Below are 24105 nucleotides of genomic sequence, written 5' to 3'. Positions count from 1 at the left end.
AACCACTCGTCATTGCTCGCCCCACCCGCCCTCTATCCTCGTCTTTACCGAGGATCAGCGAACAGGGGCGAGCGAACCGCTTCAAGGAGAGCTGCATGAATCAGTCACTACCGAGCCACATGAACGTGATCGAGTTCGACGGCGCCGGTGGCCCCGAGGTAGTCGTCATCCGCGAGCACGCGCTGCCCACGCCAGGGCCGGGGGAGATACTGGTCAAGGTCGCCGCGGCCGGGGTCAACCGGCCGGACGTGATGCAGCGCCAGGGCAAGTACCCACCGCCGCCCGGCGCGTCACACATCCCTGGCCTCGAGATCGCCGGCCGAGTCATCGGGCTGGGCGCGGGAGCCACCCGCTTCGATGAGGGCGAACGGGTCTGCGGCCTGGTCGCCGGCGGCGGCTACGCCGAATACTGCGTGATCCACGAGGACAATGCGCTGCACATACCGACCGGCATTGGCATGGTCGAGGCGGCGGCGCTGCCGGAAACCTTCATGACGGTGTGGACCAACCTGTTCCAGGACGGCCGGCTGAAGGCCGGCGACCGGGTCTTGATCCACGGCGGCTCGTCCGGCATAGGCACTACCGCGATCATGCTCGCCCGCGCCTTCGCCGCCGAGCAGGTGATCGTCACCGTCGGCTCGCAAGCCAAGGCCGAGGCGTGCCTGAAACTCGGCGCCAGCGCCGCGATCAACTATCGCGAACAGGACTTCGTCGAGGAGGTCTCACGGCTCACCGACGGCCATGGGGTCGACTTGATCCTCGATATGATCGGCGGCGACTACGTGACCAGGAACTACCGCGCCGCGGCCAAGTTCGGGCGGATCATCCAGATCGCCACCCAGCGCGGCCATGGCCACGACGTCGAGCTTTTCGAGCTGATGAAGAAGCGCCTCACCCATACTGGCTCAACCCTGCGCGCGCGCAGCGTAGCGGAGAAAGCCGAGGTCGCCCGCGAGCTCGAGCGCGAGGTCTGGCCGCTGATCGAACGCGGCGAGATCAAGCCGCTGATCGACGCCACCTTCCCCCTCGCCCGCGCCGCGGATGCCCATGCGCTGATGGATGCGGGCCACCACATCGGCAAGATCGTACTGGTGGTCGGTGAGGGCTGATCAGCCTCGTTCGCTGTCCAGCATTGCCATTTGCGCCGGCGCATATCGATCGCCCACCGCGATGCCGGGAGGAAAAGCGTTATCCAGGGCCTCGAGCGTGGCGTGATCGAGTCGGGCATCGAGCGCGCCGAGCGCTTCGCTCAACCGGTCGAGCCTGCGCGCGCCGACCAGCGCAACGATGTCCGAGCCCTGGGCCGCGACCCAAGCGATCGCCAGCTGGGCCGGTGTCAGCCCACAGCCCTCGGCCAGCTGGCGCAGCGTCTCGACCAGGGCAAGATTGTGTTCGAGCGCCTCGCCCTGGAAGCGCGGGCTATGGGCGCGGAAGTCTCCGCCATCGGCCGCACCGGCGCGCCAGTGGCCGCTGATCAGTCCACGCGAGAGCACCCCATAGGCACTGATGCCGATACCCAGCGCGCGGCAGGCGGGCAGGATCCGGGTCTCGATGCCGCGCGAGATCAGCGAGTACTCGATCTGCAGGTCGCTGATCGGATGCACCGAGGCGGCGCGGCGCAGGGTCTCGACGCCGACTTCGGAAAGCCCGATGTGGCGCACGTAGCCCTCCTCGACCAGCCGTGCGATCGCGCCCACGGTCTCCTCGATCGGCACCTGCGGGTCGAGGCGCGCCGGGCGGTAGATGTCGATGTAGTCGACCCCGAGCCGGGTCAGCGAATAGGCGACGAAGTTCTTGATCGCCTCGGGACGGGCATCGTATCCCCCCCAGCCGCCGGCCGGGTCACGCAGCGCGCCGAACTTGACGCTGATCGACACCTCGTCGCGCGGTCGCTCGCGCAGCGCTTCCTGGATCAGCAGCTCGTTGTGGCCCATACCGTAGAAATCGCCGGTGTCGAGCAGATCGACGCCGGCGTCGAGTGCGGCGCGGATGGTCGCGATGCACTGCGCGCGATCGGACGCTCCATACATCCCCGACATGCCCATGCAGCCGAGCCCAAGCGCAAAGACACGCGGACCGCCCGCGCCCAACTGATGAAGTTCCATCGCGAAGGCTCCATGAGGGACAGAGAAACTTCCTCAGTATGGAGGAGCTGGATGCGAGCGATAATCCGCCCACACCGGACAGCCCGTTCGGATATCCGCACAGCGCCGACGACCAACCCGGGCGACCCCGATACCTTCGCCGCGCCGTACGAGCGCGTGGTTTGGGCGGTGAAGCCGGCTCAGCGCAGCCCGTCGGGACGCACGTCGTAGTCGAAATAGCGCTCCATCAGCTCCTCGTAGGTGCCATTGGCGACGACCTGGTGAAGCGCGCGGTCGAAGCGCTCGACCAGCGCTTCATCACGGGGCCGGAAGGCCGCGGCGATGCCATCGCCGAATATCTCGCGGGGCTCACGGATCGGCTCCCCGACCAGCCGGTAGCCGCCCTGGTCGACGAACACCTCCTGGGCCAGCGGCGTGGTGATGAAAGCGAGATCCAACCGCCCCGCGCTCATGTCCGCGGCCAGGGCGCTGGCGTCCGGGTAGCGGCGGATGTCGGCCTGCGGATGGGTGCGAGTGACGTAGTCGTCCTGAATCGTCGAACGCTGCACGCCGATGGTCCGCCCGCTCAGGTCGTCGTTGGGATCGAGCATGCGGTCGGCGGGCGCGACCCAGCTCGACGGCACCACGTAGTAGGCTTCGGCGAAGCGTACCTGCCGGGCGCGCTCCTCGGTCACGCTGAGCGCCGAGGCGATGATGTCGTACTTGCGCGAGAGCAGACCTGGGATGATCCCGTCCCACGGCTGCTTGACCCATTCGCAGCGGCGCTGCATCTCGGTACAGATGGCATTCACCAGCTCGACCTCGAAACCATCGAAGCTGCCATCGGCATGCTGCAGCTGGAACGGCGCGTAGGGCACGTCGACGGCGATCTTGAGCGGTGGTTCGGCAAGGGCCCGAGCGGAAAGCAGCGCGGCCAATGAGAAGGTGATGAGGCAAAGCGGGCGTTTCACGATCGACATCTCCATGGGTTGTACGTTGTCATCGATTGCATGTCGTCATCGACGGCTCGCGATCGCGAGCCGGGCCGTGGAACTCGCCTCACCGGCAGGCCAGGCCGGCAGCGGGTCAATCAGGCCGTCACCGCAAGCGCGAAGCGCGTAGCGGAAAAGGCAGCGAAGTCGGTCTCCAGGCGGTCATCCAGCAGCGCCCCAGCGAGGCGCCCGGCATGTACCGAGGCGAGCGTCACCCCGCTGTGGCAGCTGACCGCGTAGGCGCCGGGATACCGAGCCGAGGCGTGATAGACCGGGCAACCGTCCGGGGTCATCACCCTCAAAGCCGCCCAGGCGCGCACCACCCTCGCCGCGCTCAGGAACGGATAGATCCTGAGGCTGTCGCGAGCGATCGCGGTGAGCATCGACGGCGTGGTGTCGAGATTGCGCCCGACCCGCTCGTGGGTTTCACCGCACAGGAACCCGCCGTGCCGGGTCTGCCGGACCTGGGGCGTGGGCAAGCGCGGAGCGAGCGCGATCCGCTCGGTGACCATCAGCTGACCGCGGACCGCGCTCAGCGGTGCACCTAGCCCCAGCGGCGCGCCGAGCCTCGCGGTGTCGAGTCCGGCGGCGAGCAGCAGCCGCTCGCCGCGGGCGCGCCACCCCTCCACACTGCGTGCCTCGAAACCGCTCGCCAGCGCATCGATCCGCGAGGCACGCCACCCCGGGCGGTACTCGACGCCGAGCGACAGGCAGGCGAGATGCAGCGCCTGGACCAGCGCCAGCGGATCGCAAGCGCCATCATGGGGCGACCAGCTGCCCAGCGGGATCTCGCCGCCGATGCCGGGCAGGCACTCGGCCAGCTGGCGGTTATCGAGAAACTCGACCCCGAGCCGGGCGGCATAGTCGGGCCTGGCCCGCGTGGCGACTGCATACTCCTCGCGCCGGGTCTCGGCCTCGGCGTGATCGAGGCAGAGATCGACCCCTCCCCCGCCCCGATAGCCCACGTCGACGCCGCTGCGCGCGCAAAGCTCCTCGGCGAACGGGCGCCAGTCGGCGCAGGCATCGAGGCTCAGATCGGCATAGGCCGACATCCCAAGCCCCTTGCCCTGCCCCCAAACCAGCCCGAAGTTGCCCTGGGCGGCGCGCGGCTCGCCTTCGCCTGCGTCGAGCAGGGTGACGCGAGCGCCTCGCCGGGCGAGGCCGTAGGCGAGCGAAAGCCCGACCAGTCCGGCGCCGACGATCAGCCATGGGCAGGGGCTTGAGTGACTCATGGTGAGAGAAGCGCCGTATGGTGATTCGAAAGCCAGGATTGCATCGACCGATCAGCGAAACGAATAATGGTTGTCGCCTAATCGATAACAACAAGTGATAACCGTGACGACACGTTCCCCCAGGCTGAGCGATCGGCAGATCCTCGCCTTCAAGCATGTGATGGAGTGCGGCACCGTCTCCAAGGCGGCGCAGCGCATGAATACGGTGCAGCCCGGGGTGACCCGGTTGCTGCGCCAGCTCGAGGAGGATCTAGGCTTCGAGCTGTTCGAACGAGTGCGCGGGAGGCTGCACCCTACGCCGGAGGCGCGCATCTTCCACCGGGAGGTGGAGCGTGCCTGGATCGGGCTCGAGCAGCTGCGCACCACCGCGACCAGGATCCGCGACCGCGAGCTGGGCGCACTGAGGATCTGCGCCATGCCGATGCTCGGCCTGACCTTCCTGCCCGATCTGGCCGGCGCGTTTCTCGATCTCCATCCGCGCGCCAGCCTGCAGCTCGGCAACTACCGCTCCGCCCAGGTCATCGAGGAAGTGCTCACCCAGCGCTGCGATCTCGGCTTCGCGATCCTCGAGCAGCGGGAGGAACGCTGCGAGCTGCGTCGCTTCACGCTGCCCTGCCTGTGCATGATGCCCGCCGGACACCGCCTGGCGGCGCTGGCCGAAGTGCCGCTCGCGGCGCTGGCGGAGGAGAACCTGATCACCTTCGAGCGCAACGATCCCCTGCAAAGGCGCCTCGATCGCCTGCGGGACGCGGCCGAACCCAGCCCCCCAGCGCGGCTGGAGGTGTCGCTGACGCTGCAGGCGATCCGCCTGGTGAGCCAAGGCCACGGCATCGCCCTGGTCGATCCGATCAACGCAGCGCTCTCCCCCCATCCCGAAGTGATCACACGCCCATTGGCCGAGGATCTAGGCTTGGAATTCGCCCTGCTCAGCTCCCGTGACCAACCGATGTCCCGGCTCGCCCGGGATTTCGTGGCGATGTTCGAGCAACGCTACGCCACCGTGATCGGCCACGCCGGCTGAGACCTGCGGTGTCGCGACACTTCCAACGGAGTTTCCCCGTGCTCAACCTGAGACAGATCAACGCCTTTCGCCATGTGATGATGTACAAGACCGTCACCCGGGCGGCGGAGATGATGTTCGTCTCCCAACCCGCGGTGAGCCGGCTGATCAGTGACCTCGAGGACCAGGTCGGCTTCCAGCTGTTCGTCCGCGGCCGCGGCAGGCTGGTGCCGACCCCCGAGGCCCAGGCCTTCTTCGAAGAGGTCGAGCGTTCCTACGTCGGGCTCGAGAACATGGCCGAAGCGGCCAAGGAGATCCGCCAGTTCCGCACCGGCAAGCTGCTGATCTCAGCGATGCCGGCGATGGCGCTCTCGGTGCTGCCCCCGGTACTGCGCCGGTTCCTCGACAAGCACCCGGGCATCAGCATCTCGCTCCAGGTGCACAGCTCCCAGCGGATCAGTAGATGGGTCGCCACCCAGCAGTGCGACATAGGGCTGACCGGGATTGCGCTCGACGAGCCGGGCACCGAGAGCAGCGTACTGGCAAGCGCCGACATGATGCTGGTGATGCCGCCGGATCATCCTTTCGCCGCCCGTCCCCGAGTGGCGATCGAAGAGCTCGCGGGCCAGCAGCTGATCTCGGTCGGCCAGCTCGGCGGCGCGCGACCGGGGATCGACCGCTACCTGCGCGAGCACGGCATCGACTGCCAGACACGGATCGAGACCCAGCTCTCTTCGGCGGCTTGCGAACTGGTGCTGTGCGGCGCCGGGATCACCTTGATCGATCCGGCCAGCGCGAGGTTCTACCAGCATCGCGGGCTGGTCATTCGACCGCTGTCACCGGGCTTCCCCTACACCTACCACCTGCTGCTGCCGAGCCTGCGCCCCACCTCGCGGCTCGCCCTGGAGCTGATCGACGATCTGCGCCAGACCCTCACCGCGCTGATCGAACAGTCACCGACTCAGGCTCTGCCCAAGCCTTGAGACCCAGGCCATAACATTTGCGGATGACATTGCCAAAAAGCGGCATTGGGCGCGCTTTTTCATTTCGTTTAGCGTCTAACACGGCCCTGGGGCCAACGCTGCGCTGACTGGCAAGGCGCGAGCGGCCCCATCCGCATCTCGATTGCCTGAATCATTCCTACAATAACGAACAACGGTGAATGCCATGAGAATCACGCAGCGAACCCTTGCGCTATCGTTATGCCCATTGCTCTTCGCCTACCACCTCGAAGCACGGGCGGAAACGCTCTACGTCGCGGGCTACGGCGGCGACTTCCAGGACATCATGCAGCAGAAGGTGATTCCTGGATTCAGTGAGGAGACCGGCGCCGACGTGGTCTACGTCGCCGGCAACTCGACCGACACCCTGGCCAAGCTGCTGGCGAGCCGCAATAGCCCCCAGATCGATGTCTCGATCATGGACGACGGCCCGACCTACCAAGCGATCAACTATGGGCTGTGCCAGTCGCTGGAGGGCATGCCAGCGCTCGACCAGGTCTACGATTTCGCCCGCTTCCCCGATGACAAGGCGATCGGCACCTCGATCGTCGCCGGAGGCCTTGCCTATAACCAGGCCTACTTCGAGGAGCAGGGCTGGGCGCCACCGGAATCTTGGACCGACCTCGCCGACCCCCGCTACAAGGGCCTGCTCAACATCCCCTCGATCAGCAACAGCTACGGCGTCTATGCACTGGTGATGCTGGCGCGAGCGAACGGCGGCGACGAGAGCGACATCGAGCCAGGCTTCGACGCAATGACCGGTGGGATCAGCGACAGCGTGCTCTCCTTCACCCCTTCTCCGGGGCAGGCCTCCGAGCTCTACCAGAGCAGAGAGATCGTGATGTCGGTATGGGGCAGCGGACGCGTGAAGGCGCTCGCCGACTCGGGCTTCCCGATCGCCTTCGCCTATCCCAAGGAAGGCGCGGTCGCGCTGGTGCAAGGAACCTGCGTGAGTGAAGGCTCCCCCCGCGCCGAGCTCGCACGCGCCTTCATCGACTGGATGCTGCGCCCCGAGATCCAGGTACTGATGGCCCAGGAGCGCGCTCAGGGCCCGGCCAACAAGAATGTCGAGCTCGACGCCGAGACGGCCGAAGAAGTGCCCTACGGCGACAAGGTCGACCATCTCGTCACCCTCGACTGGAACCAGGTCAACCAGCAGCGCATGGAGTGGACCCAGCGCTGGAACCGGCAAGTGGAACGCTAGTTTTCAGCCGCACGGAGCCGATCTTCGGCTCCGATCCAGCGTCAACGACCGGTGAACGAGAGGAGAGCGCCATGAGTTACCTGAGACTGGCCGGCCTGAGCAAGCGCTACGGTGATTTCACCGCAGTGGAGGATTTCACCCTCGACATCGAACAGGGCGAGTTCGTCTCGCTGCTCGGCCCCTCGGGCTGCGGCAAGACCACCACGCTTTCGATGATCGCGGGCTTCACCACCCCGACCAGCGGTCGGATCGAGATGGCGGGAACCGAGCTCAGCCGGGTCCCCGCGAACAAGCGCGGCATCGGCATCGTGTTCCAGAGCTATGCGCTGTTTCCCCACATGACCGTGAGCGAGAACGTCCGCTTCGGTCTCGATATGCGCCGGGTCAAGGGCGCCGAATGCACCCAGCGCGTGGTCGATGCGCTTGAACTGGTGCGCATGGGCGGCTTCGCCAAGCGCTATCCACGCGAGCTCTCCGGTGGCCAGCGCCAGCGTGTGGCGCTGGCCAGGGCGCTGGTGATCCGGCCACCGCTGCTGCTGCTCGACGAACCGCTTTCCAACCTCGATGCCAAGCTGCGCGAGGAGATGCAGTCGGAGCTGCGCCAGATCCAGCAGCGGGTCGGCACCACCACGATCATGGTCACCCACGACCAGAGCGAGGCCCTGTCGATGAGCGACCGCGTGGTGGTGATGCGCGATGGGCGGATGGTCCAGGTCGCCGATCCACTAAAAACCTACGAGTCCCCGGCCGACGCTTTCGTCTCGGGCTTCGTCGGCAAGACCAACCTGCTCGAAGGCCGGCTGGTCGCGGACCAAGAGGGCCGGACGATGCTTCACCTCGGCGAGCTGCGGCTCGAGATCGATGCGGCTTCGCGCACCGAGCCGGTCTCGGTCTCGCTGCGCCCGGAGAAGCTGCGCCTGGTGCCGACCGGCCAAGGGCGCCTGTCGGCGCGCGTGGTGGGCCGCCAGTTCGCCGGCGCCACTTGGCACTATCGGGTCGAAACCGGGCTGGGCGAGCTGATGGTGAACGCACCCAACCTCGGTACGCCCAGCCACGCCAGCGGTGAGCGGGTCGACGTCGACTGGCCGCTTGCGGCGATGCATCTGCTCGACACCGAACCACGCCCGCTCGGTCCAGCGAACGCAGTGGGGGCGCCCGACCATGGCTGAAGTGAGCTCGCTCCACAAGCCCTCGGTGAACCACGCTCCACGGCTGCGCTGGGACGCTCGTCCGTGGCTGCTCTGCGGCCCTGGTGGGGTGTTCTTCCTGGTGATGCTGGGCGTTCCGCTGGTGATGACCGTGGTGCTCAGCCTCTACGGTTTCAGCTACACCGAGGGGCTGATCGAGACCCGGACGCTGGCCAGCTACCGTGAGGCGCTGGTCGATCCCTACTTTCACGAGATCTTCCTGCGTACCTATGCCCTGGGCGTCGGGGTCACGCTGATCTGCGTAGTGCTCGGCGCGCCGGAGGCCTATGTGATCTCCAAGCTGCGCCCACCCTGGCGGACGATCTGCCTGCTCGCCGCGCTCGGGCCTCTGCTGGTCTCGGTGATCGTGCGCACGCTCGGCTGGGTGCTGCTGCTCGGCAACCACGGCCTGGTCACCGAGGCGCTGCGGTTCGTCGGATTGACCGATCGCAGCCTGATGTACACCCATACCGGGATGGTGATCGCGCTGGTCCACGTCTTCGTTCCCTTCATGGTGATCTCGGTCTGGGCGGCGCTGAAAAAGGTCGACCCCGCCACCGAGCAGGCGGCGCTGTCGCTCGGTGCGTCGAAGTTCACCATGCTGCGCCGGGTGGTGCTGCCCCAGGTGCTGCCCGGGATTCTCTCCGGCAGCCTGATCGTCTTCGCGCTCACCGCCAGCGCCTTCGCCACCCCCGCGATCATCGGCGAACGACGGCTGAAAGTGGCCGCCACAGCGATCTACGACGAGTACCTGAGCACCTCGAACTGGCCGCTCGGCGCAGCCCTGGCGATGATCCTGCTGGTGCTCAACGCCCTGGTGATCTTCGCCTACAACCGGCTGGTGGAACGCCGCTACCGCAAGACGCTGGGGGAGGCCTGAGATGTATCGCAACCTCGACCGCAACGGTCCGCTGGCGCTGGTCTTCAACGCCCTGTTCCTGCTCTTCCTGCTCGCCCCGCTGGTGGTGGTGATCCTGGTCTCGCTGACCCCGGAGGGATATCTCTCCTACCCCACCAACGGCGTTTCGCTGCGCTGGTTCCGGGCGATCCTCGACAATCCCCAGTTCATCGACGCCTTCTACAACAGCGCGGTGCTCGCGGTGCTCTCGGCGAGCCTGGCGACGCTGATCGCGGTACCCGCCGCCCTGGCCGTCGCTCGCTATCGCTTCAAAGGGCGCGATGCGCTGACCACCCTGTTCCTGTCGCCGCTGATGATTCCCCAGATCGTGCTCGGGGTGGCTTTCCTGCGCTTTTTCACCCAGCTCGGCGTCTCCGGCACCTTCGCCTCGCTGGTCGCCGCGCACGTGGTGGTGGTGGTGCCCTACACCCTGCGCCTGGTGCTGGCGTCGGTGGTAGGGCTCGACCGTGAGGCCGAACGCGCGGCGATTTCGCTCGGCGCCTCTCCGTGGACCAGCTTTCGCCGCGTCACCCTGCCGATGATCCTGCCCGGCGTCACCGGCGGATGGATGCTCGCGCTGATCATGAGCTTCGACGAACTGACCATGACCGTGTTCGTCGCCTCGCCCGGCAACACCACCCTGCCGGTGCAGATGTACAACTACATCGACCAGTCGGTGGATCCGCTGATCGCATCGGTATCGGCTGTGATCATCCTGATCACCATCGCTTTCATGCTCCTCATCGACCGGCTGTTCGGGCTCGACAAGGTGCTTACCGGTAAAGGCTGAAGAATGGCAACTCACGATATCGCCGTGATCGGTGGCGGCCTGGTAGGCGCCGCGATCGCTTTCGGTCTCACGAATCAAGGCCTCGACGTCGCCGTGCTCGATGAAGGCGACATCGCCTATCGCGCCTCGCGCGGCAACTTCGGGCTGGTCTGGGTGCAGGGCAAGGGCCTGAACCATCCCAACTACATCGAATGGAGCCTGCGCTCCTCCGAGCGCTGGTCGTCCCTCGCCGCGGAGCTCCACGCGCTGACCGACATCGACGTCGAGCTGCGCCAGCCCGGTGGCGTGTACATCTGCGCCGACCAGCAGGAGTTCGAGCAGCGCCGCGCGCTGCTCGAGCGACTGCGGACACAGAGCGGCGGCCACTTCGAGTTCAAGATGCTCGATCACCAGGCGCTGGCCGAACGGGTCCCGGCGATCGGCCCGGAGGTCGCGGGCGCCTCCTGGAGCGACCACGATGGCCATGCCAATCCGCTCTATCTGCTCAGGGCGCTGCATCTCGGCCTGAAACGCCAAGGGGGACGCTACCTGCCCGGCGCCAAGGTGGTACGGGTGGGTCGCAACGGCGACGGCTACCGGATCGAGCGCGCCGACGGTGAAATCCACCTCGCGGCGCGCATCGTCCTCGCCGCCGGCCTCGGTAACGTCCAGCTTGCGCCCCAGCTTGGGCTGCATGCGCCGCTCAAGCCCAATCGCGGCGAGGTGATCATCACCGAGCGGGTGGCGCCGCTGCTCGACATACCGACCCACAACCTGCGCCAGACCGGGGACGGCACCCTGCAGCTCGGTGACTCCCATGAGGACGTCGGCTTCGACGATGGCACCCGGGTCGACGTGCTGAAGGCCATCGTGCGGCGCAACCTGCGCCTGTTTCCACGCCTGGCGAGCGTACGCATGGTGCGTGCCTGGGGGGCGCTTCGGGTGATGCCGCCCGATGGGCTGCCGATCTACCAAGCCTCGCGCTCCCATCCCGGGGCCTTCATCGCCTGCTGCCACAGCGGCGTGACGCTGGCCGCGATGCACGCAGGCCCGTTGGCCGACTGGATCGCAGGTGGCCCCGTTCCCGACCAGATCGCCTCAATGTCCGCGGAGAGATTCGATGCCCACACGACTGTCGTCGCCTGATTCACGACCCACCCTCACCCTGCACTTCGAGCAGCGCGAGATCAGTGCACGCCAGGGCGACAGCGTCGCCAGCGCACTGCTCGCGGCGGGAATCAAGCGCTTCAGGACCACCCCGGTCAGCGCTACGCCGCGGGGGCCCTACTGCATGATGGGGGTATGCTTCGACTGCCTGCTGGTGGTGGACGGCGTGCCCAACCAGCAGGGCTGCCAGGTGCAGGTCCGCGACGGCATGCGCATCGAGCGTCAGCTCGGCGCGGCGGAGATCACCCCATGAGCGCCGACCATCAACCCCCCGGACTTGCGATCATCGGCGCCGGGCCGGCCGGGCTCTCGGCCGCGGTCGAGGCGGCAAGCCACGGAGTGCCATGCCGGCTGTTCGATGAGCAGGGCGCTCCCGGCGGGCAGATCTATCGCGCGCTAGAATCCACGCCGCTGCGCGAGCGTAGCCTGCTCGGTGCGGACTATTGGCGCGGCGGCGAGCTGATCGAATCACTGCGCCACGGCATCGAGGCGGGGCTGATCGACTATCGTCCCGAACATACGCTTTGGCAGCTCAACCGCGAGCGGGAGCTGGGCACCCTCGCCCGCGGCCGGGCCGCCTTGGCCCAGGCAAGCCAGGTGATCGTCGCCAGCGGCGCCCAGGAGCGGCCGTTCCCGGTTCCCGGCTGGACCCTGCCGGGCGTAATGGGCGCGGGCGCCGCCCAGGTGCTGCTGAAGAGCTCAGGGGTGGCGCTGGATCAACCGCTGGTACTGGCGGGCTGCGGGCCGCTGCTGCTGCTGGTGGCGGCCCAGTACCTGCGCGCCGGCGTACCCGTGGCCGCGCTGCTCGACACCTCGCCGAAAGACGCCTTGCGCCGCGCCGCGCCGTATTTGGCTACGGCGCTTGGCGCACCGGACTACCTGCTCAAGGGGATCAAGCTGATCCGTGAGCTGCGACGCCACGGGGTGAACATCGTGCGCGGGGTCGAGGCGCTGCGCGCCGAGGGCGACGGCCAGCTCGAGCGGGTCGGTTTCAAGCGCCAGGGCCAATGGCAAGAGATCATCGCCAAGACCCTGCTGCTGCATCAGGGGGTGGTACCCAACGTGCAGCTCAGCCGCGCGCTGAGCTGCCGCCACCGCTGGCGCGAAGACCAGCTCTGCTGGGTGCCGGAGCTCGACCCTTGGGGCGAAAGCGATGCGCAGGACATCTTCTTCGCCGGCGACGGCGGCGGCATCGTCGGCGCCGAGGCGTCGAAGCTGCAGGGCAGGCTCAGCGCGCTCCAGGTCGCGGCCCGACTCGGCGCGATCACCGCAGCCCGGCGAGACGAGATCGCCCGCCCGCTGCGCCGCGCGCTCGCTCGCGAGCTGCGTATACGACCATTCCTCGACGCCCTCTACCGCCCCAATGAAGCCTGGCGCCGGCCCAGCGACGAGACCGTGGTGTGCCGCTGCGAAGAGATCGACGCAGGCCAGGTACGCGCCGCGGTCCGCGCGGGCTGCAGCGGCCCCAACCAGCTCAAGGCATTCCTGCGCTGCGGCATGGGGCCCTGCCAGGGGCGGATGTGCGGGCTCACCGTTGCCGAGCTGATCGGCGAAACCCAGGGCCGACCGACCGCCGAGGTGGGCTACTACCGGCTGCGCTCGCCGATCAAGCCGATCACCCTCGGCCAGCTGGCGGAGCTCGAAATCCCCGAGCCCCGCGCATCGAAGACCGAAGTCGATTGAAGTGGCTCGGCGAACCCCAGCCACGACTGCCGATCGCACCTCTCGCGATCACCCGCGTCACCGAGCAACCGCGGCACCCGGCGCCGATCTCGACGTCCGGGCCGCCGCCTGACCACGCCACCCACCAAACCAAGGAAGTACGATGATCGAACGTCACATTCCCACCCCCATCATGCATCGCGCGGTACGCGCCAACGGGCTGATCTTCTTCGGCGGCATCACCGCCGACGACTCGAGCGCCGACATGGCCGGCCAAACCCAGCAGGTGCTCGCCAAGCTCGAGCGCTACCTCGCCGAGCTCGGCAGCGACAAGAGCAAGGTGGTAGCGGCCACGCTCTACGTCACTGATCTTGGCCAGAAGAAGGCGATGAACGAAGTCTGGACCCAGTGGTTCGGCGCCGAGTTCCTCCCGGCGCGCGCCACCCTGGGCGTGAGCGATCTCGGCGAAGGCACGCTGCTCGAGCTGGTAGCCACGGCAGAGGCCTAGCCCAGCATACGGCTAGGCGGCTTTCCTCCACCGGCGCTCGGAAGGGCCCGGTCAGCTCGTCAGCGGGCAGTGCACGAATTGCCGTTGAAGATGCTCAATGCTAGCGCGTGACTACCTGCGGCAGAAATGAGCCGGCAACCTCGAAGTCGCAGACCTCCTGCATCAGTTCGATCAACTTGGTAGTGACCGGGTTGATCGAACGCTTTCGGAACACCGCGTAATAGCAGACTTCTGGCAGGGGTGGTCGCACGTCGAGCTGCTGCAGCAGTCCGGCCTCCACCAATGGTTGGAAGTACGTCTGTTGAAGATGGCTGATACCCAGCCCCATCATGGTCAACTTGGCGATCATGCCCAGATTATTGCAAGTGATCACCCGCTCGAAAGCCAAGCCAGCCTTGGCATACCAGGCGTCATACATGTGTGCCGCAGCGGATGAGGCGGGTTGAGAGATGATCGGATAGTGGGTGAGATCACTCGGCGACAACGTCGCGGCAGCATCGATCCCCAGTGAAGGACTTACCATCCAGGCCTTCTGCACCGCCCCGAGGTAGATCGAGTCGAACTCATAGCTCCAGAACGGGCCAGGAAGAATGGCAACATCGATCTCATTGCGCCGCAGCCGCTCGTAAAGCGTAATGCCACCATCCAACTCAGGCAGCAGTTGCAGCTTGGGATAGCGGCTGCGCACCTCATGAATCAATGTCGCCAACCAGGTCAGACCAATCAACTCGGTCGCCCCAAGCTGCACTATCCCCTCGAGACCGCTCGGGTCGGCCATGCGGTCTATGATTCGACTATTCAGTTCCAGCATTTCCTGGGCGAAGGAAAACAGTTGCTGCCCAGCAGGCGTCAACGTGAAGGGAGTCGAGCGCTCAAGAAGTGGTCTGCCGACAAAGGACTCCAACTCGGCCACACGCTTGGCGACCGCGGATTGGGTAGCATGCAACTTCTTGGAAGATGCACTGAAACTGCCCAGCAGGCAGCTCCAGTAGAAAGCCTCGATTTGCTTGAGCGTATACATCATCTTCCGGGTCGGCGCGGGATTTCGCCCAAAGCATGACGATACCGCATCCACTGTCGGGCTCGCCAGTGAGCCAGCCTCCGGCCCAGTAGAGTCACCGTATGTGCACGTCGCTCAGGAAGCGCTGCGCGCGCGGGTGCTGCGGCGAGGTGAAGAAAGTTTCAGGATCGGCGATTTCCTGAATCTGCCCGGCATCCATGAACACCACCCGATCGGCCACCTCACGGGCAAATCCCATCTCGTGGGTCACGCATACCATCGTCATCCCTTCCTTCGCCAAACCTTTCATGACTTGAAGTACTTCGCCCACCATTTCAGGGTCCAGCGCACTGGTGGGCTCATCGAAGAGCATGACCGGTGGCTGCTGTGCCAGTGCACGCGCAATCGCCACACGCTGTTGTTGACCACCAGAAAGTGCGCCAGGGTATGCATTTATTTTTTCAAGCAACCCCACCCTATCCAACAATGACCTAGCTCTTTCCATAGACTCTTTTTTCGAACGTTTTTGTATGTTTACCAACCCAAACATTACATTGTCCAACACGGTCATGTGTGGAAACAAATTGAACTGCTGAAAAACGAAGCCTATCTTTTGGCGTAACGAATTCACATTCAGATGGCTGGCATAGATATCGTCTCCATCAACTTCTATCCTTCCACCCTGGATACTTTCCAAACGATTTATCGTACGTATCAGCGTCGATTTACCCGAGCCTGATGGCCCACATATCACCACCACCTCTCCCTTGCTCAAGGACAGGTCGATATCATTCAGCACCTGGTGTTGGCCGAACCATTTACTCACTTTTTTCATCTTTATCATTATCGTTTCCCTTTTCCATTCAGGCCATGGCACGAGAGCGGCGTATGCGTATATCCAGCCACCTCAAGCTACGACTGAGGCTAAAGCACACAATGAAATACACCACCGCCAACACACCGAAGACCTGCAGAGGTTGCGTGAGCACCAAATTATTCACCTGATTGGCGGAAAAAGTGAGCTCATTGACACTGATGACATACCCCAGCGAGGTTTCCTTGATGGTCGAAACGAACTGGTTGGTCATACTCGGCAGCACGTTGAGCAAGGCCTGGGGAAGAATGACCTTTCGCATCGTCAATATATAGCTCGACCCCATCGAGCGTGATGCTTCGATCTGCCCGGATGGAATGGCCTCAATGCCAGCGCGGATGACCTCAGCCAGATAGGCGGCCTGATAGACCACTAATGCGCACACCAACGTAGTGAACCCGCTGACCGAGCTGCCAATCAACTTGGGCACCACGAAATACGCCCAGAAGATCAGCATCAGAAGCGGGATGCCGCGTATGACCCTCACGAACTGAGCGGTCACGAACGACAACCATTTCACCGGACTGATTCGAGCCAGTGCAATCAGAAGCGAAAGCGGAAGAGAAAATGCCAGCCCCAGGACAGCGACGATCAATGTCAGCGCCAGCCCGCCCAGCGGGCCATTCGGGTATTGCCCAACCAAGAGCATTGGCCAGTACTCACGGACGATCTCAAGCATTGCGCCCTCCGCTTATCGCATAATACGCGTGGATGCGCGCACCAATGAACATGATCAGGAAGGCGCCGGCTAGATACATCGCCGTTGCAGCACCATAAGTGGCAAAGGTACGGTAGGTATCGTTCTCGATTTCACGCGCCTGGTAAGTGAGCTCGGCTACGCCGATGGCCATCGTCACACTGGTGTTCTTGAACAACAGTAGCGCACGACCGATCAACGCTGGCACAGCATGGCGTAGCGCCTGTGGAATGATGACATAGCGCATACCCTGCAAGTAGTTCGCGCCCATCGCCCGGGCCGCTTCGAACTGCGTTTCAGGAATGGCACGCAGCCCACTGCGAATATCTTCGGCAATGTAAGCAGCAGCCCCCAAACCCAGCGCGATCGCCGCCAAAGACATCTCCGCATTGTGCTGATAGAGCCAACTACGAACACTTTCAGGTAGCAGCTCTGGCATTCCGAAGTACCAGAACAAGACATGCACCAAAAGAGGCACGTTACGGTGATATTCCACATAGGCGTCAACTATCCAGCGCGCGACCGATAACTCGGTTGCGCGGATAACCACCAATGTCAATGCGACCGAAAAGGCCAGCACCCATGACACGATAAAAAGCTGGATGGTAGTCACCATACCGCCCAGCATCTGGTACAGGTATTGCGCTTCCAGTAAGTACATATGCCTTCGATTCCCTTGGTCGACTGAAATACCCTCTACCTTCCAGCGCGTCTGCGAGGCCTTGACTTGCTCGCTCTCGCAGACGAAACGCTGGCACTTACAGGCTGGTAATCGGTTCGACCTCGTAGGCACGCTGCATAGCGTAGGGAGTGTCTGCCCCAAACCACTTGTTGAAAATCTCGGTCATCTCTCCGGACGCATCGGCCTCGACCAGAATCTGATTCACCGCCGCCAGAAATTCAGGTTCATTCTTGCGAATGCCCAGGCCCCAAGGTTCGACGAAGACCGCGGTCTCGATCAGCATCAGCGGACTATTGGCAGGCGCCTGTTGAACGAACCGCATCAGACCAGCTTCCGATCCATATTGGGCATCGATCTTCTTCTGCTGCAGAGCAAGATAAGTGGCCGAACCATCGGCATAGCCGGTGACGGTGGAATTGGGCAGGCGATTTTTGATGTCACGCTCGGAACTGGAGCCTTTCACCGCGCCAACGCGCCGCCCATCGAGCTGCTCGATCGACTCGATGTTCGATTCCTGGCGGACCATCAGCATCTGCCGACTGGCAAAGTATTGGTGACTGAACGCGATTTGCTCGGCCCGCGCCGGGGTATAGCCCAAATTAGCGGCGATGATATCGACTCGCTTTTCGTTCAATTCAGGCACGCGGGCCGCCACCGACATCATCTTGAATCGAACGTCGACACCCAGCTTATCGGCCACCAGCTTGCATATATCGACATCGAAGCCGACGAGCTGACGAGTATCGTTATCCTGGAAGCTGAAAGGCTGAGACGTACCCAACGTGCCGCAGTTCAGCATACCAGAAGACTTCACATCATCGAGCTGGTCGGCATGGACGGCCGGAATCGATCCAAGCAGGAACAGCGCCATCGAGAAGCGGCATACGAAGGTATATGACATTATTATTTTCACCTCTGAGTAGGAAAGATTAAGCAAGCAGCCGTTTTGCCGCCAGCTGCATGTTGACGCAAGCCCGTTCGATATTGTCCAACGAATTTGCGTACGACACTCGAAAGGTCCCGGGTACGCCATAGGCAGTACCATCGATCAACGCCACACCGGCATGACGTAAGAAGTACGCGACCAAATCAGCGTCGGTATCAATGAGTTTTCCTTCCGGTGTTCTCCTGCCCAACAACTGCGTACAGCTGGGATACACGTAGAACGCCCCTTCGGGCTGGACGACTTCCAGCCCTGGCACCCTCGACAAGCCTGCTACCGCGGCATCGCGTCGCGCTTTGAAAATATCGCGAAACGCCGCCACGCATTCCTGCGGGCCAGACAAGGCTTCGAGCGCAGCAGCCTGGCTGACCGAGGAGGTGCCCGAGGTGGATTGGGACTGAAGTGTCGCCATCGCCTTGATGAGCGCAACAGGCCCCGCCCCATAGCCAATACGCCAGCCGGTCATGGCATACGCCTTGGATACGCCATTGACGATCAACGTGCGCGTTTTCAAATCCGGCGCAACTTCCAATGGATGAACGGTGCGCTCAGCGGTGAAATTCAGATGGGCATAGATATCATCTGTCATCAGCCATACATGGGGATGGCGTCTGAGCACATTCATCAATGCAGCCAGTTCGGCCCGGCTATACAAGGCACCGGTCGGGTTGCACGGCGAATTGAGCAAGAGCCATTTCGTGCGCGATGTAATGGCCCGTTCGAGCGCTCCAGGCGTCAACTTGTAGTGCGTTTCCGGATAGGCTGACACGGGTACCGGTTTGCCTCCGTTGAGCAACACCATGTCCGGATACGACACCCAATAGGGGGCTGGGATGATGACCTCATCGCCATCGTTCACAGTGGCGGCCAAGCCATTGAAGATCACCTGCTTGGCACCGGTGGAAACGATGATATCGGCCACCGGATAGTCCAGGCCGAAGTCGTTGAGGAACTGCTCGCGGATGGCCTCCCGCAAGGTGGGCATACCCTGCACGTGGGTATAACGAGTCTCGCCGCGATTCGCAGCGGCCGCTGCCGCCTGGAGAATGTGGGATGGCGTAGGGAAATCGGGCTCACCCACGGTCAGGTCGATGACGACGCGCCCCTCCTCGCGCAATTTCGCAATGATCGTGCGAGCAGCGCCGCTGGGCGAGGGTTTGATGCGTTTGATCCGGTCAGCGATGACATCCATTAGAGCGCTTCCCCTTTTTGCGCGATGACCGCGTCGATCCAGGGTTTGTCGTTGCTGCCACCGCTGAGGATCTTCTTCTTGGTCTCGACTTCGACGGACTCTTTCTTCAGAGCCTGCGCTAGCACATGCTGCGCATCGGCGGCAGCGATGAACACGACGCCATCGGCATCGCCCACGACGACATCGCCAGCGTTGACGACCTGACCGCCTATGCACACGGGCACATTTATTTCTCCAGGCCCCTCCTTGTAGGGCCCACGATGCGAGATACCGCGGCCAAAGCAAGGAAAGTCGTTCTGGAAGAAGGTGTCGGCGTCGCGGATGGCGCCATCGATCACGAAACCGGCAATGCCGCGACCGAGCGCCTGCATGTACATCAGCTCCCCGACCAATGCGTTGGTCTGCTCCCCCCCACCGTCCACCACGATGACGTCGCCCGCCCCTGCCAGAGCGATCGCTTTGTGAATCATCAAGTTGTCTCCAGGACGCACTTTGACGGTGACGGCTGTTCCCACCAGACGCGCACTGCCGGGGCGGTGGAACGGCTTGAGACCGACCGCACCATAGAGGCGCCCCATGCAGTCACTGATCTGCGCACTGCCCACAGTGCTGTACTGCACCAGCGTCTCGGCATCGATGGATCGGCCAGGATGCTGTTGAATGCGGAAACCGATTTTTCCCATAGGAGGCGGTCTTTTGTTGAAGTGGAATAATCGCTATTAGAGATGCAGCTCCGATTCGCTCAAAACGATATAAATTCGACGATTACCAGGAAAAAAATTCCTAGCACCAAGTCAGCGCACGGAAAGCCCGAAACGGGCTTTTTTTTCCGCTTCATGCATCAACTTTGTGCATTAGCCGGCTCATCTCAATGTGGTAAGGCGAGCGAAAACGAATCGGCCCGGTCCATCGCTCAAGAGCATGTCAGCGAGAGTGCTATGCTGGCGCTGACACTCTCGATGGAGGCCGTCATGTCGTTCGACGATCAAAAGCTTGGACACCTGGGCGAAATTCTCCTCCAGGCCGCGCGTTTGGAGATCTTGCCTCGCTTCGGCCGCCTGTCGGCGGCGCAGGTCCAGCAAAAGAGCGGGCCTTTCGACCTGGTCACCGAGGCGGACGAGGCCGCCGAGCGCTGGATCACCAGCGCGCTGGCGCAGGCCTTCCCCAGTGCGAAGGTGATCGGCGAGGAGGCGGTGGCGCAAGGCCATACCGGGCTGGAGGCGCTCGGGAGCGCCGAGCTTGCCATCGTTCTCGACCCGATCGACGGCACCCGCAACTATGCCTCTGGCACACCGCTTTTCGGGGTGATGGCGGCGGTGATCGCGCGCGGTGAGGTGGTCGCTGGGGTGATCCTCGATCCGATCACCGAGCAACGCTACTGCGCGCTGCGCGACGGCGGCGCCTGGCGGGAGGGAGGCGACGGCCAGCGCCATCCGCTGCGGGTGGCGGCGCCGGTAGGGCTCAGCGAGATGGAGGCGCACGTCTCCAGCGGGTACCTGGAGGAGCCGCTGCGCAGCCGGGTCAATTCCCGCCTTTCGCGCCTCGGCGCGGTCAGCATGCTGCGCTGTGCGGCCCACGACTACCGGCTGGTCGCCGAAGGCCATAGCCACGCGCTGTTCTACAACAAGCTGATGCCTTGGGACCATGCGGCGGGCTGGCTCTTGCACCGCGAGGCCGGTGGCTACTCCGCCCAGTTCGATGGCACGCCCTACCTGCCCAGCGCGACCGGCGGCGGGCTGATCTGCGCCCCGGACGAGGCAAGCTGGAACGCGCTGCGAGAAGCGCTGCTCGAGCCATGAATCCGGCCCTTCGCGCCGCGCTGGTGGCCTGGCTCTCGCTGACGCCGCTCGGCGTGCTCGCCGCCCCGCTCGACCTCAGCGTGCCCGGACCGAACTTCGCCGACGAGGCGCGCTCCGCCGGCGCCTCGCCAGCGGTGACGGACGATGCACCGATGGTAAGCTCCGCGCCACGCTCGAGTGTGCGGGTGCACGGCAGCGTGGCCGCCGGTGTCAGTTCGGGATCGCGCGGCGGCAGCGGGCAGTTCGGAAGCACACGAGTGGACGTCGATCGCGGCAGCAGCAGGCTGTCGCTCGGGGTCGGCAGCTATCGCGGCGACGGCCCCGCCGTGATCTCGCCCTATCGCCCACCGCCTTACCCCTACCCGCCCGATCAACCCGCGCTGCTGGACGACTACCGACGCTGAGCGATCGCTTCACAGCGCGAGCAGGTGCTCGCGGTAATAGGCCATTTCCTCGATCGACTCACGGATATCGTCGAGCGCCTGGTGGCTGCCGCGCTTGGTCAGTCCGGCGAGGATCGACGGCTTCCAGCGCCGTGCGAGTTCCTTGAGGGTCGAGACATCGAGGTTGCGATAGTGGAAGAACCCGGCGAGGCCCGGCATCTCGCTGACCAGGAAGCGGCGGTCCTGGTGGACGCTGTTGCCACACATCGGCGAAACGCCCGGCGCGACGTGGCGGGAGAGAAACTCGAGCGTCAGCCGCTCGGCTTCCAAGGTATCGATACGGCTCTCGCGCACCCGAGCGATCAGCCCGGACTTGCCGTGGGTGCGGGTGTTCCACTCGTCCATAGCGTCGAGCACCGCATCATCCTGGTGGACCGCGATCACCGGCCCCTCCTCGATCACATTGAGGTTGCCATCGGTGACGATGGTCGCCACCTCGATGATGCGCTCGTAGCTCGGATCGAGCCCGGTCATCTCGAGATCGATCCATACGAGCCGGTCGCTGGCCGGGTCGATACTGCCCACTGTTTGGGTCATGAGCGGTTTGCTCCACTGAAATGATGAACTGGAAAAAGAATTGTAAAAGGCCCGACTGGGCGGCAACCGATCAAGACTAAACCTGTAGAATGGCACGTCAAGCCGGCTTTCCCGGTGCACTGATCAAGCCCTCGAGGAACGATGAGCGGACGCAAACTCTCACGACAGCAGCGCTGGCGCATCGACAAGATCCAGGCGGAGCGCAACCAGCGCGCCAGTGCCCGCGACGTGCACGACGCCAAGCTGCTCGAGGCCGGCGAGTACGGCCCCGAGCAGCCGGGCCGGGTGATCGCCCACTTCGGGCGCACCCTCGAGGTCGAAGGCGAGGACGGCGTCTCCCATCGCTGTCATCTGCGCGCCAACCTCGAGAGCCTGGTCACCGGCGATCGGGTCAGCTGGCGCGAGGCGAGCGATGCAAGCGGTGTGGTGGTCGCGCGGCTGCCGCGCGACTCGACCCTCGAGCGACCCAACGCCCAGGGGCAGCTCAAGCCGGTGGCGGCCAACCTCGACCGGATCATGATCGTGTTCGCCGCCGAGCCCGAGCCGCACCCCAACCTGATCGACCGTTACCTGGTCGCCGCCGAGACCACCGGGATCACCCCTGCGCTGGTACTCAACAAGGTCGACCTGCTGCCCAGCGAGGGCGGGCCGCTGCGCGAGTTGCTCACCCGCTACCAGCGTCTCGGCTACGAAGTGGTCGAAGCCTCGGTGAATGATCACCACGGCCTCGAGGCGCTGCGCACGGCGCTGACCGACCACACCTCGGTGTTCGTCGGCCAGTCCGGGGTCGGCAAGTCGTCGCTGATCCAGACCCTGTTGCCCAATGAAGCGCTCAAGGTCGGAGCGCTCTCCGAGGAGTCGCGCAAGGGTACCCACACCACCACCACCGCGCGGCTCTATCACTTTCCCGCCGGTGGCGAACTGATCGACTCCCCCGGCATCCGCGAGTTCGGCCTCGGCCATCTCGACGAACAGGCGATCGCCGAAGGCTTCATCGAGTTCCACCCCTTTCTCGGCCGCTGCCGCTTCCGCAACTGCCGCCATCTGTCCGAACCCGGCTGCGCGCTGCTCGAAGCGGTCGAACGCGACGAGATCCAGGCCAGCCGCTTCGACAGCTTCCGGCGTATCGTCGCCGAGCTTGAAACCTGAGCGCGGGCCCGCCAAACCCGACCTGCCAACCCAGACTTGCCAACCAAAGTGCCTCTTTCGCCTTTCGGATGATGTCGGCGATGCCCGCGGCGACCTAGGATCGGGGTTCATCCCCGAGCCGGAGTTCGACATGACCTCATCCGCCCCGACCGCCGTACTCGACCAGCTCGCGCCCGAGGGCAGGCTGGTCGCCGCGATCAACTTCGGCAACCCGGTACTCGCCTTCCCCCATGCCGACGACGGTACTCCCCAGGGCGTGTCGGTCGCCCTCGCCCGCGCGCTCGCCGAGCGCTTGGGCGTCGCCCTGGTGACGCGGGTGTTCGATACCGCCGGACAGGTATTCGGCGCGACCGATCAGCAGCAGTGGACCCTCGCCTTCCTCGCCATCGAACCGGTGCGCGCGGAGAAGATCGCCTTCAGCGAACCCTACGCGCTGATCGAGGGGACCTATCTCGTCCGCGACGATGGCCCCTTCACCGCGGTCGAGCAGCTCGATCGCCCCGGCAACCGCATCGTGGTCGGTCGAGGCGCCGCCTATGACCTCTACCTTTCCCGCACCCTCGAGCATGCCGAACTGCTGCGCGAGGCCAGCTCCCAGGCCGCGGTCGACGCCTTCGTCAAAGGCCTTGGCGATGCAGCCGCGGGCGTGCGCCAGCCGCTCGAAAAAGCCGCCTCGAAGCATCCTGGGCTACGCGTGCTCGACGGCCGCTTCACCGCGATCCGCCAGGCCGTCGGCGTCCCCAAGGCGAACACCGAGGCCGCCGAGTACGTGCACGCCTTCGTCGAGGAGATGAAGCGCACCGGCTTCGTCCGCCAGGCGCTGATCGACAGCGGCAGAAGCGAAGTCACCGTGGCGCCCTAGCCGGATTCTCGCTACCCAAGGTGAGATGGGAAACATGACTCCCCCGCGGTGCCCGCGATCGACACCCGCGCTTTGGCCTGATTGCGGATTGTTCGAGTTTGTGTCTTCAATTTCGCTATGCCATAATTTTTAGTTCTGATTTAAGACAAAAACGATAACCATTGATTCTCGATTCACCAGCGCGCGCCCTGCCAGGGGCGAACCACCGACGAGGGAGATCCGG

Annotated in this window: 26 protein-coding genes; 15 read left to right on the top strand and 11 right to left on the bottom strand. The window is 64.3% G+C overall.

The features are described 5' to 3' along the window. Positions 1-95 precede the first annotated feature (95 nt). Positions 96-1109, top strand: coding sequence for an NAD(P)H-quinone oxidoreductase (locus A5892_RS07910; RefSeq protein ID WP_064122348.1), 1014 nt, complete (start codon positions 96-98; stop codon positions 1107-1109). Here A5892_RS07910 and A5892_RS07905 read toward each other — a convergent pair whose 3' ends face one another. From A5892_RS07905 to A5892_RS07895, 3 genes are all read right to left on the bottom strand, one after another. Then, positions 1110-2105, bottom strand: a complete 996-nt coding sequence (locus A5892_RS07905) for an aldo/keto reductase (RefSeq protein WP_064122347.1) — start codon at positions 2103-2105, stop codon at positions 1110-1112. It abuts the gene before it with no gap. A 179-nt stretch (positions 2106-2284) separates the two neighbouring features. After that, positions 2285-3055 (bottom strand): transporter substrate-binding domain-containing protein, encoded by a 771-nt coding sequence (locus A5892_RS07900; RefSeq protein ID WP_064124372.1) that lies wholly within the window; start codon positions 3053-3055, stop codon positions 2285-2287. 119 nt (positions 3056-3174) lie between these two features. After that, on the bottom strand, positions 3175-4308 hold the full coding sequence (locus A5892_RS07895) for an NAD(P)/FAD-dependent oxidoreductase (RefSeq protein WP_064122346.1): 1134 nt from the start codon (positions 4306-4308) through the stop codon (positions 3175-3177). Positions 4309-4411: 103 nt separating this feature from the next. Here A5892_RS07895 and A5892_RS07890 point away from each other — a divergent pair, with 103 nt between their 5' ends. The 10 genes from A5892_RS07890 to A5892_RS07845 all read left to right on the top strand — a co-directional run bounded on the left by A5892_RS07890 (position 4412) and on the right by A5892_RS07845 (position 13704). Then, complete coding sequence (locus tag A5892_RS07890) at positions 4412-5329, top strand: LysR substrate-binding domain-containing protein (protein WP_150123510.1); 918 nt, start codon at positions 4412-4414, stop codon at positions 5327-5329. Between the two features lie 38 nt (positions 5330-5367). Further along, complete coding sequence (locus A5892_RS07885; protein ID WP_082890330.1) at positions 5368-6291, top strand: LysR substrate-binding domain-containing protein; 924 nt, start codon at positions 5368-5370, stop codon at positions 6289-6291. A gap of 184 nt (positions 6292-6475) precedes the next feature. Next, complete coding sequence (locus tag A5892_RS07880) at positions 6476-7513, top strand: ABC transporter substrate-binding protein (RefSeq protein ID WP_064122344.1); 1038 nt, start codon at positions 6476-6478, stop codon at positions 7511-7513. 71 nt (positions 7514-7584) lie between these two features. Next, positions 7585-8682: an ABC transporter ATP-binding protein gene (locus A5892_RS07875; RefSeq protein ID WP_064122343.1), complete on the top strand. Its 1098-nt coding sequence runs from the start codon at positions 7585-7587 to the stop codon at positions 8680-8682. After that, entirely contained in the window at positions 8675-9580 is a 906-nt protein-coding gene (locus tag A5892_RS07870; RefSeq protein ID WP_064122342.1) for an ABC transporter permease, read from the top strand. The genes A5892_RS07875 and A5892_RS07870 overlap by 8 nt, the downstream gene beginning before the upstream one ends. Position 9581: 1 nt before the next feature. Further along, positions 9582-10388: an ABC transporter permease gene (locus A5892_RS07865; RefSeq protein ID WP_064122341.1), complete on the top strand. Its 807-nt coding sequence runs from the start codon at positions 9582-9584 to the stop codon at positions 10386-10388. 3 nt (positions 10389-10391) lie between these two features. After that, the gene (locus tag A5892_RS07860; protein WP_064122340.1) at positions 10392-11513 is read left to right on the top strand and encodes an NAD(P)/FAD-dependent oxidoreductase; all 1122 of its coding nucleotides are present in this window, start codon (positions 10392-10394) and stop codon (positions 11511-11513) included. Continuing rightward, complete coding sequence (locus tag A5892_RS07855) at positions 11488-11787, top strand: (2Fe-2S)-binding protein (protein ID WP_064122339.1); 300 nt, start codon at positions 11488-11490, stop codon at positions 11785-11787. Before A5892_RS07860 ends, A5892_RS07855 begins: the two co-directional genes overlap by 26 nt. Continuing rightward, a complete protein-coding gene (locus A5892_RS07850) occupies positions 11784-13217 on the top strand; it encodes an NAD(P)/FAD-dependent oxidoreductase (RefSeq protein ID WP_064122338.1) in 1434 nt (477 codons plus the stop codon). Before A5892_RS07855 ends, A5892_RS07850 begins: the two co-directional genes overlap by 4 nt. A 142-nt stretch (positions 13218-13359) precedes the next feature. Then, the gene (locus A5892_RS07845; RefSeq protein ID WP_064122337.1) at positions 13360-13704 is read left to right on the top strand and encodes a RidA family protein; all 345 of its coding nucleotides are present in this window, start codon (positions 13360-13362) and stop codon (positions 13702-13704) included. 100 nt (positions 13705-13804) lie between these two features. Here the strand turns inward: A5892_RS07845 and A5892_RS07840 are convergent, their stop codons facing one another. The 7 genes from A5892_RS07840 to A5892_RS07810 all read right to left on the bottom strand — a co-directional run bounded on the left by A5892_RS07840 (position 13805) and on the right by A5892_RS07810 (position 19775). Further along, entirely contained in the window at positions 13805-14728 is a 924-nt protein-coding gene (locus A5892_RS07840) for a LysR family transcriptional regulator (protein ID WP_223302824.1), read from the bottom strand. A 91-nt stretch (positions 14729-14819) separates the two neighbouring features. After that, positions 14820-15548, bottom strand: a complete 729-nt coding sequence (locus A5892_RS07835) for an amino acid ABC transporter ATP-binding protein (RefSeq protein ID WP_064122335.1) — start codon at positions 15546-15548, stop codon at positions 14820-14822. Positions 15549-15567: 19 nt separating this feature from the next. Continuing rightward, positions 15568-16257, bottom strand: coding sequence for an amino acid ABC transporter permease (locus A5892_RS07830; protein WP_064122334.1), 690 nt, complete (start codon positions 16255-16257; stop codon positions 15568-15570). Then, positions 16250-16936 carry an amino acid ABC transporter permease gene (locus tag A5892_RS07825; protein WP_064122333.1) on the bottom strand — a complete coding sequence of 229 codons (687 nt, stop codon included), beginning with the start codon at positions 16934-16936 and terminating at the stop codon, positions 16250-16252. Before A5892_RS07825 ends, A5892_RS07830 begins: the two co-directional genes overlap by 8 nt. Positions 16937-17033: 97 nt before the next feature. Continuing rightward, a complete protein-coding gene (locus tag A5892_RS07820) occupies positions 17034-17858 on the bottom strand; it encodes an ABC transporter substrate-binding protein (RefSeq protein ID WP_064122332.1) in 825 nt (274 codons plus the stop codon). A gap of 28 nt (positions 17859-17886) precedes the next feature. Then, a complete protein-coding gene (locus A5892_RS07815) occupies positions 17887-19092 on the bottom strand; it encodes an aminotransferase class I/II-fold pyridoxal phosphate-dependent enzyme (protein ID WP_064122331.1) in 1206 nt (401 codons plus the stop codon). After that, a complete protein-coding gene (locus tag A5892_RS07810) occupies positions 19092-19775 on the bottom strand; it encodes an RraA family protein (RefSeq protein WP_064122330.1) in 684 nt (227 codons plus the stop codon). The genes A5892_RS07815 and A5892_RS07810 overlap by 1 nt, the downstream gene beginning before the upstream one ends. Positions 19776-20063: 288 nt before the next feature. Here A5892_RS07810 and A5892_RS07805 point away from each other — a divergent pair, with 288 nt between their 5' ends. Together A5892_RS07805 and A5892_RS07800 are read left to right on the top strand one after the other, a co-directional pair. Further along, positions 20064-20891: an inositol monophosphatase family protein gene (locus A5892_RS07805; RefSeq protein WP_064124370.1), complete on the top strand. Its 828-nt coding sequence runs from the start codon at positions 20064-20066 to the stop codon at positions 20889-20891. Beyond that, positions 20888-21295 (top strand): hypothetical protein, encoded by a 408-nt coding sequence (locus A5892_RS07800; protein WP_064122329.1) that lies wholly within the window; start codon positions 20888-20890, stop codon positions 21293-21295. Before A5892_RS07805 ends, A5892_RS07800 begins: the two co-directional genes overlap by 4 nt. Before the next feature lie 9 nt (positions 21296-21304). On the opposite strand, the gene orn is transcribed toward A5892_RS07800, so the two are convergent. Next, complete coding sequence (orn, locus tag A5892_RS07795; protein WP_064122328.1) at positions 21305-21871, bottom strand: oligoribonuclease; 567 nt, start codon at positions 21869-21871, stop codon at positions 21305-21307. A 141-nt stretch (positions 21872-22012) separates the two neighbouring features. Here orn and rsgA point away from each other — a divergent pair, with 141 nt between their 5' ends. Both rsgA and A5892_RS07785 read left to right on the top strand, forming a co-directional pair. Next, positions 22013-23020, top strand: a complete 1008-nt coding sequence (rsgA, locus tag A5892_RS07790; protein WP_064122327.1) for a small ribosomal subunit biogenesis GTPase RsgA — start codon at positions 22013-22015, stop codon at positions 23018-23020. 130 nt (positions 23021-23150) lie between these two features. Further along, positions 23151-23882, top strand: coding sequence for an ABC transporter substrate-binding protein (locus A5892_RS07785; RefSeq protein WP_064122326.1), 732 nt, complete (start codon positions 23151-23153; stop codon positions 23880-23882). The last annotated feature ends 223 nt before the right edge of the window (positions 23883-24105 follow it).

This window comes from Halotalea alkalilenta (genome assembly GCF_001648175.1).
GTDB classification, from domain to species: domain Bacteria; phylum Pseudomonadota; class Gammaproteobacteria; order Pseudomonadales; family Halomonadaceae; genus Halotalea; species Halotalea alkalilenta_A.
Note: the sequence above shows the minus strand (reverse complement) of the source record. Positions and strands in the feature narration are given on the sequence as shown.